This window comes from Paenibacillus barcinonensis, from assembly GCF_003217495.1.
In the GTDB taxonomy this organism is placed as follows: domain Bacteria; phylum Bacillota; class Bacilli; order Paenibacillales; family Paenibacillaceae; genus Paenibacillus; species Paenibacillus barcinonensis.
The window spans coordinates 57884-75321 of record NZ_QJSW01000006.1 but is presented as its reverse complement, the minus strand read 5'-3'; the positions used below and the strand labels follow the sequence as shown (position 1 = coordinate 75321).

Sequence of the window (17438 nt, the reverse complement as noted above, 5' to 3'; positions counted from 1 at the left end):
CGGGTAGGAAAAATGTTCCTCCCTGACCTACATAGTTGATGCAAATAAGCGGAGAATGGATAGCTGCAATTAGAAATGACACATATCGGAGGGGATCATCATGAGTCACACAGGAAAAGTAGCCATCATTACAGGGGCAGGTAGCGGCCTGGGTCTTGCCACAGCGCTGAAACTGGCTGAGCAGGGCGCTTCCATCGTTGTTGTTGATCTGGTAGAGCAGACAGGACTTGAAACGGTGAAGCGGATTGAAGAGCTGGGAGGCAAAGCAATTTTTGTTCAGGCAGATGTGAGTAAAGCGGCTGAGGTAGAGAATTATGTGAACAAGACGATTGAAGCGTTCGGTCGAATTGATATGTTCTTCAACAACGCAGGAATTGCTGGTCCCGGCATCAAATTAATTGAACATACCATCGAGCAATTTGACCAGATCATTGATGTTAATTTGAGAAGTGTATTTTACGGATTAAAATATGTCATTACCGAAATGCTCAAAACAGGGGGAGGCTCGATCGTTAACACAGCTTCTACAGCCGGCATTGTAGGTGTCCCGGCAGTTGCTCCTTATGCTGCGACCAAACACGGTGTTGTTGGTTTGACACGTACTGCTGCCATCGAATATGGCAAGGAAAACATTCGCGTAAACGCAATTGCGCCAGGTACCATTGAGACTCCGATGGTTGTTCAATTTGGCAAAGATAATCCTGAGGTTTTCCAGGCTACGGTAGATAGCATTCCATCTGGGCGTCTGGGCAAGCCTGAAGAGATTGCCAACCTGGTATCGTTCCTGCTGGGAGACGAGGCTCCATACATTAATGGGGCCGTATATCCGATTGACGGTGCTGTTACTGCTCAATAAGAGGACGTCGCCATATTTTATGAATAGCATTAGAGTGAAATGGACTGTGTGGTATTTCCGCACAGTCCATTTTTTAACGCACTGACTCCAGTTGATGCTCTTAATCAATTCTAAAGGTTAACATGACATTACACTTCGCTCTACCTGTCCAGTGCATCCACATAATCCTTGGCTTCTTTCAGAGTAAGGCTCCGGGCTTCACGCAGTCGCTTGATCGCCTGAATTTTGTTGCCGCGACGCACCATATCCATCAGCTCCAGATCGAGATCACGATTCTGTGAAATATGATCAATGCTATTCATAGCGTTGATGTTACTTATCGCCTTCAACGGATCAACATCAACTGGCGTGGAAAAGGGGGCAGCATGTTGAACGGAAGATGCATTATTCATAGTAAATGAATTGCCCACACCGGGTGAACTGTTTTGAAGGCGTTCAACTTCAGTTTTCAAGTCATCGACCTGACGCTGCAAGCTGCTGATTTTCGACCAGAGAATTGGAATAAACAGCAGGACAACAACCATGAAGAAACCGCTCATTTCAATTGTACAGGGATTTCTTTGACACCACGAACGATCATTCCCGGTCTCCATTCCAGTGTATCAACATCCGCTTGCAGCCTCATGTTTGGGAAACGATTTAACAATGTGCTTACAGCAATCTCCCCTTCAAGACGTGCCAGCGGCGCACCAAGACAGAGATGAATGCCTTTGCCAAAGGCGAGATGGGCACTTTTCTCACGAGTAATATCGAACACCTTAGGGTCCTTGAACTGCTCCTCATCCCGATTCGCTGAATCCAGCGCAACAATAACCATCTCACCCTTGGCAATCCGTTGTCCCCGAAATTCAATATCCTCTGAAGCCCACCGGGATGTACTGAACTCGACGGGTCCGTTGTATCGTAGCATCTCTTCAATGGCCTGATGAATAAGCTCGGGTTGTTGTATTAACAAATCCCGTTGTTCCGGGTGCTCCAGCAGCGCCAAAATACCGTTTCCGATCAGATTGACGGTTGTTTCATGTCCAGCAATAATGAGCAGTGATACAACGCCGAGCAGTTCTTTTTCAGTTAACTGTTCTCCTGCTTCCTCGGCAATAACGAGCTGGCTGATCAGATCCTGTCCGGGGTCTTTGCGCACTTTGGCGAACCAGGCCGTGAGATACTCGGTGAATTCCCGTTCATGCTGCTCGAACAACTCAGGACTTTTGGCGGTAGAAGCATCAATAACGGTGTTGGACCACATTCGGAATTTATCGCGATCCTCTGTGGGAACGCCGAGAATTTCACTTATGACAATAATCGGCAGCGGGAAAGCGAAGTCGTCAATCAGGTTCATCGTTTCCTGTGAAGGCAAATGATCCAGCAGAGTATCCGCGATGCTCTGGATATGACTTCTCATATCTGCAACAAGTTTGGGTGTGAAAGCCTTCTGCACCAATCCCCGCAGGCGACGATGATCGGGCGGATCGGAGAACAGCATGTTACTGGAGAATATACTCTGGTGCTCTGCTCCATAACGTTTGATCATATCTTTGCTAAAGCGAGAATCCTTTAATACCTGAACAGCGTCCTCATATCGGGAAATGATCCAGCCAAATTCACCTTGGGGGAACATGACTTTGAAGACGGGATCATCTTTTCTTAATTTTTCGTAGACCGGATAAGGGTTCTGTGTAAATGCAGCAGTGAAAAAATTGGCGTTTGTGTAAGCATTGTTCTGATTGGACTCATGCTTCTCATCGTTTTGATGAATCTCATTTGTATTCAAATGCACAATCTCCTCTCCTGTGGTGTTAGCACCTTGCTCTTTATGTATTCCATACGTTAAGCATCGAAACCTTGTTTCCAAATGATAAATATCCAAAAAGGGAAGAAGGATCGTGAAGAGCATGGGTCCCTGGAATCTGTGCTTTTTGTTTTTTTATTTTTCACATGGTGATTAAAGCCTGTATAGATTTGTTTATTGACTTGTAGTGCTCTTGCTTTGTAGTCTGGAATATTCATATTTGTGCTCATAAGTAAGACCTTTGACTTACAGTGCATTGCAGGTAAGAAGGACGTTTCAACCATTTTTGCTGTTTTTCAAGGTTATTGGCGTGAGTCTATGATAAAATGTGAAAAATAGGAACATACGATCTGTTTACATGAGAGGAGACAGCTTGAAGATGGAGATGCTTAAACCGCCAGCCGAGACATTATATGAGGCCGAGTTACGGGCATTACAACAGGAGGATCAGGGTCAGCGTCCACCAAACTGGTTATTATCCCCGGCCCATGTACGGGATTTTATTATTGGTCGAGATCAGCCAGCTATGCTGGATGGGGAGAAAATTGCGATTACACGTAAATTCTATGGTAATGATGTTCTGATTGAGCGTGCGGTTGTTACACTTGCCGGTAATCGCGGCTTGATGCTGGTGGGTGAGCCGGGTACAGCCAAAACGATGCTAAGTGAGCTGCTTACGGCTGCAATCTCAGGGACAAGTCTGAATACGATTCAGGGTACGGCTGGAACAACCGAGGATATGATCAAATATTCATGGAACTACGCCATGTTGCTCGATAAGGGTCCTTCTGAAGCTGCTCTCGTACCTTCCCCACTATACAACGGAATGAAAAAGGGGATTCTTACCCGTTTTGAGGAAATTACCCGTTGTCCGGCTGAAGCACAGGATAGCTTGATCAGTATTCTTAGCGATAAGGTCATGAGCATTCCAGAACTGGATGGGGGAGTGCTTTTTGCCAAACCGGGATTTAACGTCATTGCTACCGCGAACATTCGGGATAAAGGTGTTAACGAGATGAGCGGCGCGCTCAAGCGACGCTTTAATTTCGAAACAATCAAGCCGATCCAGAATGTAAAAATGGAAGCGAAAATCATTGAATCCCAGGCCAGAAGCCTGTTATTACATAGTGGAATTGATACCGAAATTCAAACCGACGTTGTGGAGCTGCTCGCAACGACCTTTATGGAGCTGCGCACAGGCATGTCACGTGAAGGATATAAGCTGGATACGCCGCAAGCGTCGATGAGCACTGCAGAAGCCGTGTCTGTGTACGTGCAGAGCGCGATGACATCGTATTATTACGAGGGTAAATCCATTGCGTTGGATCGTCTGGTGCAGAATATGCTGGGCACCATTGCCAAGGAGAATGACAAGGATCTCAGCATTCTGAAAAATTATTTTTCCAAAATTGTGAAGGCCCGTTCCGCAGAAGAAGAAATCTGGAAAAATTATTATGAGGAAAGAAAATGGATCGGTTAGGCAAAGTGCAACCTGCTGATACTGCCAGTCAACCCAATGCTGTAGATGTAAAGCAGCTGCAATCTCTATTTGAATCCAATGTATATAATTTGGACAGTCGAACGGTTTATTTTCCAATACGGCATCACAGTCCGGCCTGTGCATATCATCTGCTGCGAGTGATTGAAGAGTACAAGCCTGAAATGATTTTGATTGAGGGCCCCGAAAGCGGGAACTCGCTTATTTCCGTACTGACGGATGAGGCGACTTTGCCTCCGGTCAGTCTGTATTACACTTATGAAGATGAACACGGCCGAGAGGCCTGCTATTATCCGATGCTCCGATACTCCCCCGAATATGTTGCATTGAAGGCAGCGAAAGGACTGGGCATACCCGCAGCCTTTATGGATCTGGACTATCGGCATGTCTCCAGGCGCACAGAGCTTTCTGTGAGTCCGGCGCAGACGGAACAGCAGGACCTTTCGTTTCAGGACGAAACACTGCTTGCCAGCTCTGATTTTATTAACCGATTATGTGAGAAAACAAACTGCCGCAGCTTTGATGAATTGTGGGAAAAGGTGTTTGAGATCGGAGGTCTGGAGAAATCGACCTGTGCATTCGTACAGGACGTGTTCACTTATTGTACATTATCCCGAATGTGTTATACCCCGGAACGACTAATTGCAAGTGGGGATCTGTTAAGGGAAGCACATATGAGAGCACGGATTGAGGAAGCTGGAGAGAAGCATGAGCGGGTGCTTGTGATCACCGGCGGGTTCCATACCTATGGATTAATACATGCGGACGTCTATGAGACAGAACAGGTGCAGCAGGAAGTACAATCTCAGAAACGAATAACAGCGATGCAGCAGCAGATGTATCCGATGGTGTATACGTTTGCCGAGGCGGATCGCCTGAACGGTTATGCCAGCGGTATGCCGTATGTGTTTTTCTATGATCAAATATGGGGCGAGCTGTTACGTGCGCCAGGCTCCGCTTACCGTTTAACTACGCTGAATGTGTTATCCAGACTGATGCGCAATCTTCGGGACCATGAGGAGCATGTATCGACAAGTGATGCGATTGAAGCCTACAGCATGATTCAGGGTCTTGCACAGCTTCGCGGCAAGCAGGAAGGCGGAGTCTACGAGCTTATGGATGCGGCGCTCTCTTCATTTGTCAAAGGAGAGCTGACACTTGCCACTGACAAGCCGCTGCAGGAGTTACAGCTGTTATTAACGGGTGATGGCATTGGAAGGGTCGCGCCGAATGCGTTTCATATCCCAATCGTGGAGGATTTCAAAACACGATGTACGGAGTTTAAACTCCAGATCCGAACAACTGGACAGCACAAAAAGGTGCTTGACCTGTATGCCAAACCGGAGCACCGCCTGCTTAGCCAGCTATTTCAATGTATCTCTTATCTCGTACCCGAATTTGCGAAACGACAGGCAGGGCCTGACTGGATCACACAGCGTGATATGAATCTGGTCCGTGAAACCTGGGAGTATATGTACTCTTCGCGGATTGAAGCCAGGCTGATTGAAAATTCATTGTATGGCGGTACACTTACAGCGGCAGCAACTCGCAAAATGGAAGAGCAAATGCGGGACATCCCGGACCATCACAGTGGGGAGCTTGCGCAGCTCATGCTGCATGCATTGCTGATGGGCCTTCAGGAGACGGCGATACAGCTGTATGCGAAGGTGCGGGCGGCGTTGCGAAGTGATGGACACTTCCTGTCATTGTGCAACAGTCTGACCATTCTGAACCGCATTCATCAGCATCGCAGGTTGCTGGGATTATCGGATGATCCCCATCTTCCAGAACTGGTGGCGGAAGCTTATAACAATGCGGTGGACAAGCTGCTTCAGCTGTCTCGAACCAATGCAGATGAGCATGAGGGGATTATTCAGGGACTGAAGCTGCTCGCGATGCTGGCTGAATCATCAGAGCAGCAGTTTCAGGATACAACTTTTCGCAATCAATTGAACGAGCTTTTATGTGATCCGAAGCTGCCTGCTCAGCTGGAAGGTGTATGTATCGCCATTGCATCAGGACTGGGTGAACGATCCAGAGACGAAATTGTGGAGCGTGGCCGGGGCTATATCCATGGGACTCCTGAGCAGATGCGTCAGACGGCTTTATTTTTACAGGGGGTCTTCACGGTGGCGCGCGATGCATTCTTGTATGAAGATCAGCTCCTGTCCGAGCTGAACGGGTTGATTGAGCAGTTATCCTACGATGATTTTATTGCAATGATTCCCGAGTTACGGCTGGCCTTCACCTATTTTACACCCATGGAAACGGGATTGATTGCGGAGCGTGTGGCCAAGCTGCATCAGGTGAAGCCGGATGAGATGCTGACACCTGCGCGGGATGAGCAGGTTCTGATGCAATACAGAGCGCTGGATGAGGCACTTCGAAAGGAGTTTGCTGCATGGAAATTAATATGAACACTTCTCGTCATGAACAGGAAGAAACGTTGACAGAGCCGCCTTCGCCAGCAGAGCGAAGTGCTGTAGAAACTTTGAACCGGTGGCGTTTGATTCTGGGTGAGTCTGCTGAAGAGGGGCTGTGTGAAGCCGATTCATATTCAGCGGGTGAATTTCAGTATACCGAACTGGATGAAATTCTGGGGTATCTGTACAACCGTGAATATGGGGAAGAACAAGGCTATCGTAGAGAAGGCGGTCGAGGTCCGTCTGAGCTTACAGTTCCCCATTGGTTACATAAGGTCAGGGAGCTTTTTCCCAAATCAACGGTTGAAATTCTGGAAAAGCAGGCACTGGATCGTTACGGGCTGACGGAGCTGCTGACAGATCGAAAGCTGCTGGAGTCGCTTGAGCCCAATATGAATCTGCTCAAAAGCATCTTGCAGTTTAAAGGACGTATGAAAAATGATGTGCTGCGGAGTGCCAAGGAAATTGTGAGAGCAGTCGTTGAGGATTTGCGCAGAAAACTCGAATCTCACGTCAGGGCGAGCATTATGGGCAAACGCAGTCGATATGCAACGTGCACGGTGCGTTCCCTGCGCAATCTGAACTTCAAACGCACGATTACCCGTAATCTGAAAAATTATGATAAACACAAACGAAGATTTGTTATTGATCGTCTTTATTTTGATGGCAATATACAGCAGCATAACAAATGGAACATCATTATCGGTGTTGATGAGAGCGGTAGTATGATGGATTCGGTGATTTACAGCTCCGTCATGGCGAGTATTTTCTATCGTTTGAATGCCTTGCGGACGCAATTGTTTATTTTTGATACCAAGGTGGTTGATCTGAGTGATCGGCTGGAGGACCCTGTTGATGTATTGATGAATGTGCAGCTCGGGGGAGGAACTCATATTGCCAAAGCGCTGCGTTATGGCGAGACGCTGATCGAGAATCCGGGCAAAACGATCTATATTCTGGTCAGCGATCTTGAGGAAGGCTATCCAATCAACCAGATGTATCAAGCGTGTAAGGATATTATTGATGCGGGCTGCAAGCTGCTGGTGCTTACGGCGCTCGATTTTAACGGGAATTCAGTGTACAACGAGCACGCCGCGCAAAAGCTGGCCAACATGGGGGCACATGTCGCTGCGATTACCCCCAATGAACTCGCTGAATGGATTGGAGATATCATTACCTGAATTTCATTCGAAATATGTCAACTTCAATTAAATGATCTTAACTTCAATTAAATGATCTTAACTTCAATTGGCTTACTTTAACTTCTCATTTTTAAGGAGGAAATGATTATGCTTACCGCAGACCGTGCAGTTGAAAGTTTGGTTGAGAAGTTCGCTTCTCTCTGTTCAGATGATTATTCGCTCAAGACGGATCGCAGCTCTGAGATTATTGATTATGTTATGGGGGCAACCGACAAGTTCCCGGATATGATGGGCAAAACGAGTCACTATGTATATCGAACCGTAGATGCATTAACCAAACTTGGCAAGAAGCATGATGGAGATCTCTTTTTTCGGGCTGGAGCAGTTGCCATGCATCTCGAATCGAATTATTTCCGAAGAAGTCCTTGGGGCGTAAGTGCATTTGATGCTTGTTTGGGTGAGGATTCGGAAGCTTACGGATTAAATGGGAAAAGCAAAAACCTGAACCGGATGGAAGCCTTATCATCCCGACTGAAGAAAATGAAACAATTTGCGGGCGAGCAAGAGATTCTCGCTGAGCTCAAGAGACGTGTAAAGCGTGCACAATGGCTATTTGACTCCAAAAAAGCAGATAGTGAAGGCAATTTTAGAGATGTAGTCGATGCTTTGATGCTCGTTCATTTGTGCATGCAGTTACAAGAGGAGTTTACGAACACCGATGAAATCCAAGAAAGCAGAGATATGTTACCGCAGCTGTTCCAGCATATTCTGGCGAATGATGCTAGAAAGCTGCGTGATGAGCTCTATGGTCTGATTGAACCGCTGATTGCAGGCAGTATTCAAGGGAAGCAAGGTAGCTCGGCACAACTACTGGAGGAGGGATTTCTCCAGCAGAACCGCAGTCAACTGATTGCCAAGCATTACCCTGAAATTACTTTTTCGCCAAAACATCATGTTTCTCATGCGGTGTTCCACCAAACGATGGTGTTAGTGAGCAGTGCGGTGTTATATCTGACGAATATCCATGGCGGTAAACAGCGCTTTCTTGATCATGTAAGCGAAGTGGGGGCGGTTCTGCTTGAAATTACCCGGCACCTTCATCAGTTGTACCCAATGGAGGTTCGTCAGTATTTGCTCAGCATGAACTCACGTGCCAGAAATGAAAATGACTTGCTGGCCGGACTGGTACCTTTAGATGAACCTTATCAATTGGTTGAAACGCTGCGACTGGAGCTGAACTCGTACAGAGTATCCTGGAATACGCTAAAAGCAGCAATAGCCAGTCAGCCTGAGCCGTCCAAACGGGCTTATGAGATTGTCCAAGCTCCATTTCTGAAGTTATGTATACAGAAGATGATGCTGGATCAGGATATTTCGCTGCTTCATTCGGATGTTAGCATCGAAGAAGCTGTATTCCGTGTGCTGCGCCAGCCGCTGGAAGGCGGTAGACAAGGTCTTGCTATTGCGAGATATCTGAGCGGAGAATACTCACTTGAGGAATATTGGGCAGACAAGGACAGCCGAGGGTTGTTCAATCATGTGAATCGGGATCGCAAGCGAGTTAATATTTTGATCAGCATTAGCTTCCTGCCCATAGATTCAGAGGCGATGCACCGCTTTGTCATTTTGCTGACACACCCGGAATGGACAATGGATATCGTATCAGATATGTATCATTCTTATGCATTTAGTGGTGAGCAAATCCTGAATACGTACGGAAATGATCCTCAGGTCAAACGGGAGCAGTTATTGACCAGTCTGATCTCGCTGAATGGTATGACGGATTATACGTATCAGTCCATGCCACAGGAGGAGTATCGCCGTATTTTACAGCAAAATATGGAGCATGCGCTGAAGCATTATAAAAAATTGCCAACAGATACACGTATTTTGACACTGGAGGTTGCTTTTGAACAGCGGGATTCTATGCCTAAGAAACAATTGGTAGCAGCCGTGCAGGCAGGTCTTCAGGATGCGTCTAAACGGGCAAACAGCATCGCCCTGGCGGAGTTTAACCGTATTCCAGATCAAGAGCTGTATATGATGATTTATCGTGCGGAGAAAAAGGCTGCGATCAAAGAAATGGTGCTGACAGCCATCCGCAGTTTAGATAACAGCAAGCAGTTGTACACGGAGCTCTTGGAGAACGAGAAATCAGCAGATTGGAAAAACCTGATTCAAATTCTGCTCGATACTGCCGAGCTGAGTCCAGAATATGCACACGCTGCTCTTGCTGATCTGGCTGATGCCAAAAAAATGTCTCGGATCAGCTGGTTGCCTTTGAAGGAACTGCCTGCTCTGATTCGTGTAGCAGATGGTCAGCCGCTGGATGAACGAATCAAGCAGTATGTGTTAGTGCAATCCATTGATCACAATTCCGGGCCCAACGAACGGTTAAATGAGCTGAGGGAATATGTGAGCGAAACATCGCTTATCCGTTTTTCTAAGGAGCTGTTGCAGTTATGGATTCAGGAAGAGGCGCCAGCAAAGGAAAAATGGATCATGTACCTGTCCGCATTATTCGGTGATATTGAGATCGTTCATATTTTGACTCCGCAGATTAAGGAGTGGACAGAGAGTAGTCGGGGTGCTATTGCTGCAGAGGCTGTGAAGGTGCTTGCCTTCCTGAACGAACCTGCCGCACTTATGGCAATCGACAAGATCAAGCGCAGTGTGAAGAACAGGCAGGTGAAGGGATCAGCAGAAGAAGCGCTACAGCTGGCGGCCGAGAACCTGGGCTTGACAGCTGAGCAGCTGGAGGACCGGCTGGTGACTTCCCTTGGATTTGATGCAAAGGGCACGTTGCAGCTCAGTTACGGAGAACGTTCTTTCCAAGTGAAAGTGAATGCAGACCTGCAGGTGGTTGTCTTGAACGAGGAAACAGGTAAAGCGGTAAAAAGTCTGCCTGCTCCTGCGCAAAAGGATGATCCTGAGCTTGCGGCACAATCCAAAGCACGCTTCACTCAGCTGAAGAAGGATCTCAAAACGATGGTGACGATCCAGACACAGCGTCTGGAAGAATCGTTATCCAAGCAACGTCTCTGGACAGCGGAGGAGTGGACAGCCCTTTTTGTCGATAATGTGATCATGCAGAAATTCGCTGTTGGATTAATCTGGGGCATCTATGAGCATGGTGAGCTGGTTCGTACATTCCGTTATATGGAGGATGGAACATTTAATACGGTAGATGAGGATGAAACAGACTTGCCATCAGGGGCTCAGGTCGGGCTCGTGCATCCGCTTGAACTGGATCAGGAAACGCTCGAGGGCTGGGCTACACAGCTTGAGGATTATGAGGTGAAGCAGCCTTTTGAGCAATTGAAACGTGCTATACACATGATTGAGGATGAAGATCAGGCCAAAACAGAGTATGATCGACTTCCGCAAGAAGAATTCTCACCAACGGCGCTCCCGAAAGCATTGGAGAAATACGGCTGGATCAAGGGGCCTGCAGAGGATGGCGGCTGGTTCAATGAGTTTTACAAAGAGTACGGTGATCTGGTCGCTGAACTTCGATTCAGCGGTACAAGCATTACCTATTATGAGGGAATGGAAGATGTAACGCTGGAATCGCTACATTTCTTCAAGCCACATGGTTCGAGACAGCACTATTATTATGCAGATATCAAATCGATTGCTTTGGGCAAAATCCCTGGACGTGTCTTCAGTGAGACCCTCTATGATATTTTGAGAGCAGCGGGGCGCTGAGCACGTGAGTATGAATGAATTCCAACAGAAATTCAGGCATTTCTCGAAGCTGTGCACAGAGGATTATCTTATTCGTTATGCGAACAAGGGATTATACAAGAGGGCGCTGAAAGAGCTGGATCAAGGTGTACATGTGAATTATACCTGGGGTGAGGCATCGGTTCATTGTCAGCTCAGTGAGGGTACGGAATGTACCCTCACTGCTACGCTGGATCAGTGGCAGTGTTCTTGTCCGTCCGAGCATATCTGCAAACATGTGCTTATTGCCATTCTATATGACCAGCGTCATCAAATGGCGGAAGAGCAGCTTCCTGCTGCAACAGCTGATGCATCTCATCCGACAACTGAAGAGTTTTCGCTTAAATCATCGGATATACTGTTATCACAGACTGACTCGTCGAATGAATATACCGAGGCTGCGGATTCGTTGGTACAGGAGCTGTCTGTGGTGAAGGAGCCGGACCATTCCGACTACAAGCTGCAAGTAGAGCTAGCAGATGCACCTTCCCGTTTCCGCTGGATGCTTGGCAACGATCTTGCAGCAATAATCAAATCGTATACTGCATCTATGATTGAAGAAGTCGTTTTTCGGCTGCGTTATACTGAAGAAATTCGCATGCAGGAGGATACGCTTCTTACTGTGCAACTGAAAACTCAGGATATCGAGGTGTCCTTTACAGATGAGCCTAATCTGACGAAAGCTTTATGCAAGGTGAAGCAGACGGCCGGAAAGATGGCGAAGCTTGAAGCGTTACTGCGCTATCGAATGATTCATGGAATCAATGATATGGAGGTTCTGACTGTTCGTGCATATGAAGCAAAGTTCTCACTTCAAACCGTTCAGGAATGTCGCGAGACCCTGGCAGGCATGCTGAAGACAGGGCTTGCGAGGTTGCCTCAATCTTACTTGGCTCAGCTGGAGACGCTTGCTATTGCTGCACATAGTGGTAATCTTCCAGATATTGAGCGCAGTTTGCGCGGCATACAGGGAGAGCTTCAGCTTTTTTTCAAGCGCCATGTGCGATTCTCCATGCAGACGATGCTGGAACGAATCAGTAAGCTATATCTTGCGTTAGAGGTGCTTACTCAAGGCGATATATCTGTGAAGCAGCAGAGTCAGCTTGTCGGCAGCTTTCGCAGCAAGTATTTTACTGTTCCATCTCTTCATCTCTATGGGCTGGGAGCAGATTCTTGGGAGACTCGATCGGGATTTCGCGGGATTACGTATTATTTCTATGGTCTGCATGATGGAGAGATGTATACGTATAGCGATGTGCGTGCGGTCTATTATGAGGATCAGCAATTCTCATTTGCGGAGCATTATGCTGCGTTCACGCCATGGCTACCAAGCCTGACGTTTAGTCAACTTACTGGAGAAGAAGTGCTGTTCCAATCGGTGAAAGTGAATGAAGAGCGGCGCATATCGTCCGGTGATGGGGCAAAACTGACACTTCTGCCACGAACAAGTGTGAGCGAGATCGATTTTGGGGTGTTTCTGATGGATATACCGTCTGCATTGCAGCGTGAGCCAGATTCCACTTCCTTGTTCATGGAGCCAAAAGAACGGCTGGCCCTCATTGAAGTTGCTCGCATTGTAGAGCATACATTTAACAAACAGACGCAGGATCTGATCCTTACGGTGGAAAATACAGAGGGGCAATGTATGTCGCTTGTGCTTCCTTATTCCACGGATTGGCAGTCTATGATACATCGACTGGAATCAGGGTTTGGTGCTGAGAAGCTGGAGCACTTCTATGCGTTTGTACGTCTGGAAACGAATCGTATCAGTCCGATCAGCTTCCTGAAAGGCCGGACATTGCTTAGTTTGAAGCTCGATTCCAGCAGTGGAAGGATGGGACGTTTTGGACGAAAATAAGGGATTGATGCAGCAATTATCCGGCTGGTGCGAGGAACTCCTGCTCCGGGGGTTATCTCAATTCACTATCCGAGATGTTGAACTGCTCGAACAATGTGCTTCTACTGCGCAGCAACTACAGATGCAGTTTCTGAACGAATTGATATCCAATATTATCGAGGCCGGGCGCAGAGTAGCATTGGGTGAAGGGCAGGAGGCACGACTGCTGGATCAGTATTGCCGCCTGGCTCAATATGTTCAGCTTAATGTGCAATCACAAGCTTGATTTTCAGCACTGAGCGTGATGATGAATTGATGAATAATCACTATTAAATTGCAGTTGGTCCAGCCAAGCCGCTGCAATTTTTTGTGTTGTGTTGAGATAAATGAACGGAAATGCAAGGGAAGAAAGTGAGTCTCGAAGAGGAGAGTGGAAGCATTTTCGTGTCATATCCCGAGTTATGATGCATACCATTAGGCGAATGCGGTCATAAGGGAGGAAGCGGAGATGTCGATGAGTGAGCCGCTATTACTGCAAATTGTTAATCAGCATATTCCGGCCGGGGCAACGGTCATCACGATTGATAAACCGGTCCAGCATCCAGCTGTGTATGCGGCTGATCTTACAGGTGACGGGATGCCGGAGATCACTGCGGTATATCAGCTTCATAGTGAGCTGTACCTGCTAATTCTCAAGTTTGTTCAAGGGCACTGGATCAAGATGGCTTTGACCAAAGGTTTGGGCTATGGGGTTACCCTGCTGACAGCGGCCCCTGTAACCTCAACAGCACGGAATAATCTCATTGTGGGCTGGCAGATTGGCGCAATATGGTCAAAGCTCGCTGTGTATGAATGGACCGAATCCGGGCTGACCGATATTGTGCCTGATGATTTATATTACAGCTATGCGGAGATTCTGGATATGCCTGGTACGCATGGGAGAGACGGCAAGGTGGAAATTGCGTTATGGATTCATGATACCGGTGAAGCCTATCGGGTGGAGATTATTCGGTGGCAGCAGGGCCAGTGGGTTCAGGCAACCGATGTCTATCATTCTTATTTTCCCAAAGTCGTACAATATTACGAGCAGCTTACAGCGCAATATCCTGACTATGTGTTCTATTGGTATTATCTTGCAGATGCCCAGTTTCATGCCGGTTTATATCCAGCCGCGCTAACTTCCGTTCAGCAAGCATTGAGCCTGCCGGAAGCGTATCCGTCCAGAGAAGAGCTGCTAAAACTGGAGAAACAGATTAAACAGGCCATGACCGCAAGCAATCGTGCTCAAGCAGCAGCCTGGTTATATCCGATATCTGTTCGCACGACAAACGGGATACGCTGGGGCTACATGGATGCACAAGGACATGTTCGTCTTGAGCCTGTTCTGCAGGAGGCTCAGGCGTTCCAGCCTAATGGCCTCGCAGTTGTTGTGAAGGACGGCCGTGCGGGAGTGATTAATCTACAGGGGCAGTATGTGGTTCAGCCTGTATATGATTCCATTCATTCTTTTTCCGAAGAGCGGGCTATAGCGATGGATTCTCAAGGTTTTAAAATGATTAATGAACAAGGCGTGGTTCTGACTTCAAGGGCCTATCCGTTTATTGCAGATGTGCAGGACGGTCGCGCGGTATTTTACGATACGAGCACGGATCAGACCACAGGGACCTCCATTCTGTACGGGTATTTGGATACCTCGGGCAAAGAAGTGATCCGGGCACAATATATGTCTGCAAATGATTTCCAGAATGGCAAAGCGGTTGTACAGATCAAAGATAAGGAATACGCTCTTATTGATGTTAACGGAAACCGCATATCATCCTATCCCTACGCCTATGTTGGTCCGCTGGGGGATGGATTGCTTGCTTTTCAGAAGGAGCTTTCAGGCAAATACGGGTACATTGATGAGCGGGGGAATATTCGAATTCAGCCCAGATTTACGACAGCCCTTCCTTTTAACGGCGGGCAGGCGATTGTAAATACGGCTGAAGATTATCGCTCCAATTATGGTGTCATTAATAAGCAGGGAGCCTTTGTGATTCAGCCAGCTTACAATGATATTCGCGAGCTGGGAGAGCAGAGGTACGGACTTGGGAATGCCATTGATTCGGAGCAGCCTTATATCGGTTCATTGTATGCGATTGCGGATATGAATGGCAGAAGACTAACGGAGTTCATCTATCGTAATGTGGAAAATTACAAACACGGCCTTGCTTCGGCATCGAATGGAACTCAGACGTATTTGCTGGATTTGAGCGGCAGACCTGCTCCTGGTTATCCTCATATCGAGGGTTCGGGATCACTTGAAGTTGTAGCACCCGATTTGATCAGCGTATTTGTGGATCAGCGTTTGTTCTATGTGAATCGGGCAGGACAGCTCATCTGGCAGCAAAACACCATCGTACCTCTTGAGCCGCCTTATCGAGTGCGTGAGGAGAAATATAAACCTAACCGGGACTACCTCGTCTATTATCCGCAGGTTGAAGGCTTAACGAGCCAGGTGCAGCAGGATGTGCTGAATACCAAGCTGAAGGAGCTTTCCCAGGTTAAACCGATCCTGGCGAATCAGCAGCTGGATTACACGTATACGGGGGATTTTGATATTACATTCTACCAGCAACAGCTGCTTCAGCTACAATTAACCGGTTACAACTATCCAGCTGGCGCCGCACATGGTATGCCTACGATGATGTATGCCATTATTAATCTGTCAGATGGACAGCTGTACGAGCTGAAGGATTTGTTCAAGCCAGACAGCGACTATGTGAAGGTGTTAAGCCAGATTGTGGGGGAGCAGATCAAAAATGATCCGCAGTATTCTTATGTTTTCCCGGATACGTACACAGGCATCAGTGCGAGCCAGCCGTTTTTTGTGACAGCAGACGCACTGCATCTGTATTTCAATCCATATGATATCGCACCGTATGCAGCGGGCTTCCCCACATTTACGATTCCGTTCAGTCAGATTATGGATATTATCAATACCGAAGGAACGTTCTGGAAAGCTTTTCACATGTAAGAGGGGATTCAGAAGTAATCTGCTCTCAAGCTGCCAAAGCAGAGGCCATATGTCCAATATGGCTTCTTTCTTATATAATAAGGCTGACAACAGAACGGTTAAACAGACTGTGGGAGGAGTTAATACATGCATTGTAATGAGCCAGAAACGTGGTACGTCATTCAAAATAAAGAAGATCAGCACTGTACGCTGGCCTCCAGATTAAATCAATTTTACCAGAGCGACTCTTCTGAACGGATCATTCATATCCCGGAGCAGCTCGGTCAAGGCTTCTGGCAGCTGAATCGAATTCATCCTTCAATGGAGCTTGTACATAGCGATGCGACATTTCATCGAGCAACCTCGCTAAGCAGTGTAGAGCGTGATAACAGTATCAAGCTTTCTTTTTGTATGGGGGAAAGTCTTTCATGGAGTATTGACGGCATGCCAGGGGAATACGAGGTGAACACGCTGGAATGTGCTGCATTTGGCAGCCAGCATACGAGCAGTACATGCGAATTTGCGTTACACCAGCATTTTAAGGGATTTACGATCAAGCTGGATCAGACCACGTTGAGCGAAACGATACAGCATCTTCCCATACAACACCTAACGAAAGCGATTCGTGGGAGTTCGGGAGGTTTTTATAATCAGAAGATGTCTACGGGGATGATTCGAATGGTTAATGAAATGATACAATGCCCATATACAGGTGAGCTGAAGCAGTTATATTTAAACGGTAAAGCGCTTGAACTGCTCGCGGTATATCTCAGTGAATGTATCATGGATCGGTCCGTCTCTGACAATCATCAAGGGCTATCCCGCACCGATCGAACCAGTCTAAATAAGGCCAAATACATTGTCGATACGAATCTGGCACATCCGCCAACACTGGAAGAGCTATGTCGGCAAGTGTGTTTGAACGAATTTAAGCTGAAAAAGGGCTTCAAGCAATTGTTCGGCTTGCCTGTTCATGCTTATGTGATTGAGCAGAGACTTCAGGCAGCATATTATCTGCTGGAAAGTAAACAGATGAACATAACAACCGCCGCAGCAACGGTGGGTTACAATAAAACGAGTCACTTTTCTGCACATTTCAAACGCAAGTATGGGAAGACACCGTCCGCTTATTTTAATCATTCGCCGTCGTGAGCTGAGTAAATTTCATATAT

At 47.2% G+C, this 17438-nt stretch carries 11 protein-coding genes; 9 read left to right on the top strand and 2 right to left on the bottom strand.

What is annotated here, in order from left to right; translation table 11 throughout:
- Positions 1 to 100: 100 nt before the first annotated feature.
- Positions 101 to 856 carry an SDR family NAD(P)-dependent oxidoreductase gene (locus DFQ00_RS11455; protein ID WP_110896622.1) on the top strand — a complete coding sequence of 252 codons (756 nt, stop codon included), beginning with the start codon at positions 101 to 103 and terminating at the stop codon, positions 854 to 856.
- Between the two features lie 140 nt (positions 857 to 996).
- On the opposite strand, the gene DFQ00_RS11450 is transcribed toward DFQ00_RS11455, so the two are convergent.
- Positions 997 to 1395, bottom strand: a complete 399-nt coding sequence (locus DFQ00_RS11450; protein WP_174812093.1) for a ribosomal protein L7/L12 — start codon at positions 1393 to 1395, stop codon at positions 997 to 999.
- A complete protein-coding gene (locus DFQ00_RS11445; protein ID WP_425271020.1) occupies positions 1392 to 2627 on the bottom strand; it encodes a cytochrome P450 family protein in 1236 nt (411 codons plus the stop codon). Before DFQ00_RS11445 ends, DFQ00_RS11450 begins: the two co-directional genes overlap by 4 nt.
- A gap of 397 nt (positions 2628 to 3024) precedes the next feature.
- Here DFQ00_RS11445 and DFQ00_RS11440 point away from each other — a divergent pair, with 397 nt between their 5' ends.
- From DFQ00_RS11440 to DFQ00_RS11405, 8 genes are all read left to right on the top strand, one after another.
- Positions 3025 to 4125, top strand: coding sequence for an ATP-binding protein (locus DFQ00_RS11440; RefSeq protein ID WP_174812092.1), 1101 nt, complete (start codon positions 3025 to 3027; stop codon positions 4123 to 4125).
- Positions 4113 to 6560, top strand: coding sequence for a DUF5682 family protein (locus DFQ00_RS11435; protein WP_110896619.1), 2448 nt, complete (start codon positions 4113 to 4115; stop codon positions 6558 to 6560). Before DFQ00_RS11440 ends, DFQ00_RS11435 begins: the two co-directional genes overlap by 13 nt.
- The gene (locus DFQ00_RS11430) at positions 6545 to 7747 is read left to right on the top strand and encodes a VWA domain-containing protein (RefSeq protein WP_244213799.1); all 1203 of its coding nucleotides are present in this window, start codon (positions 6545 to 6547) and stop codon (positions 7745 to 7747) included. Before DFQ00_RS11435 ends, DFQ00_RS11430 begins: the two co-directional genes overlap by 16 nt.
- Before the next feature lie 108 nt (positions 7748 to 7855).
- Positions 7856 to 11416, top strand: a complete 3561-nt coding sequence (locus DFQ00_RS11425; protein ID WP_167433678.1) for a DUF4132 domain-containing protein — start codon at positions 7856 to 7858, stop codon at positions 11414 to 11416.
- A 10-nt stretch (positions 11417 to 11426) separates the two neighbouring features.
- Positions 11427 to 13292 (top strand): hypothetical protein, encoded by a 1866-nt coding sequence (locus DFQ00_RS11420; protein WP_146236150.1) that lies wholly within the window; start codon positions 11427 to 11429, stop codon positions 13290 to 13292.
- The gene (locus DFQ00_RS11415) at positions 13279 to 13557 is read left to right on the top strand and encodes a hypothetical protein (RefSeq protein ID WP_110896616.1); all 279 of its coding nucleotides are present in this window, start codon (positions 13279 to 13281) and stop codon (positions 13555 to 13557) included. The genes DFQ00_RS11420 and DFQ00_RS11415 overlap by 14 nt, the downstream gene beginning before the upstream one ends.
- A 222-nt stretch (positions 13558 to 13779) precedes the next feature.
- Positions 13780 to 16287, top strand: a complete 2508-nt coding sequence (locus tag DFQ00_RS11410) for a WG repeat-containing protein (protein ID WP_110896615.1) — start codon at positions 13780 to 13782, stop codon at positions 16285 to 16287.
- 126 nt (positions 16288 to 16413) lie between these two features.
- A complete protein-coding gene (locus DFQ00_RS11405; protein WP_110896614.1) occupies positions 16414 to 17418 on the top strand; it encodes a helix-turn-helix transcriptional regulator in 1005 nt (334 codons plus the stop codon).
- Positions 17419 to 17438 lie beyond the last annotated feature (20 nt).

Bases quoted from the DNA above. Each gene is read 5' to 3' on its own strand.
- DFQ00_RS11420 (WP_146236150.1), top strand. From the start codon at position 11,427: ATGAATGAATTCCAACAGAAATTCAGGCATTTCTCGAAGCTGTGCACA.
- DFQ00_RS11455 (WP_110896622.1), top strand. From the start codon at position 101: ATGAGTCACACAGGAAAAGTAGCCATCATTACAGGGGCAGGTAGCGGC.
- DFQ00_RS11425 (WP_167433678.1), top strand. From the start codon at position 7,856: ATGCTTACCGCAGACCGTGCAGTTGAAAGTTTGGTTGAGAAGTTCGCT.
- DFQ00_RS11440 (WP_174812092.1), top strand. From the start codon at position 3,025: ATGGAGATGCTTAAACCGCCAGCCGAGACATTATATGAGGCCGAGTTA.
- DFQ00_RS11450 (WP_174812093.1), bottom strand. From the start codon at position 1,395: ATGAGCGGTTTCTTCATGGTTGTTGTCCTGCTGTTTATTCCAATTCTC.
- DFQ00_RS11435 (WP_110896619.1), top strand. From the start codon at position 4,113: ATGGATCGGTTAGGCAAAGTGCAACCTGCTGATACTGCCAGTCAACCC.
- DFQ00_RS11430 (WP_244213799.1), top strand. From the start codon at position 6,545: ATGGAAATTAATATGAACACTTCTCGTCATGAACAGGAAGAAACGTTG.
- DFQ00_RS11405 (WP_110896614.1), top strand. From the start codon at position 16,414: ATGCATTGTAATGAGCCAGAAACGTGGTACGTCATTCAAAATAAAGAA.
- DFQ00_RS11410 (WP_110896615.1), top strand. From the start codon at position 13,780: ATGTCGATGAGTGAGCCGCTATTACTGCAAATTGTTAATCAGCATATT.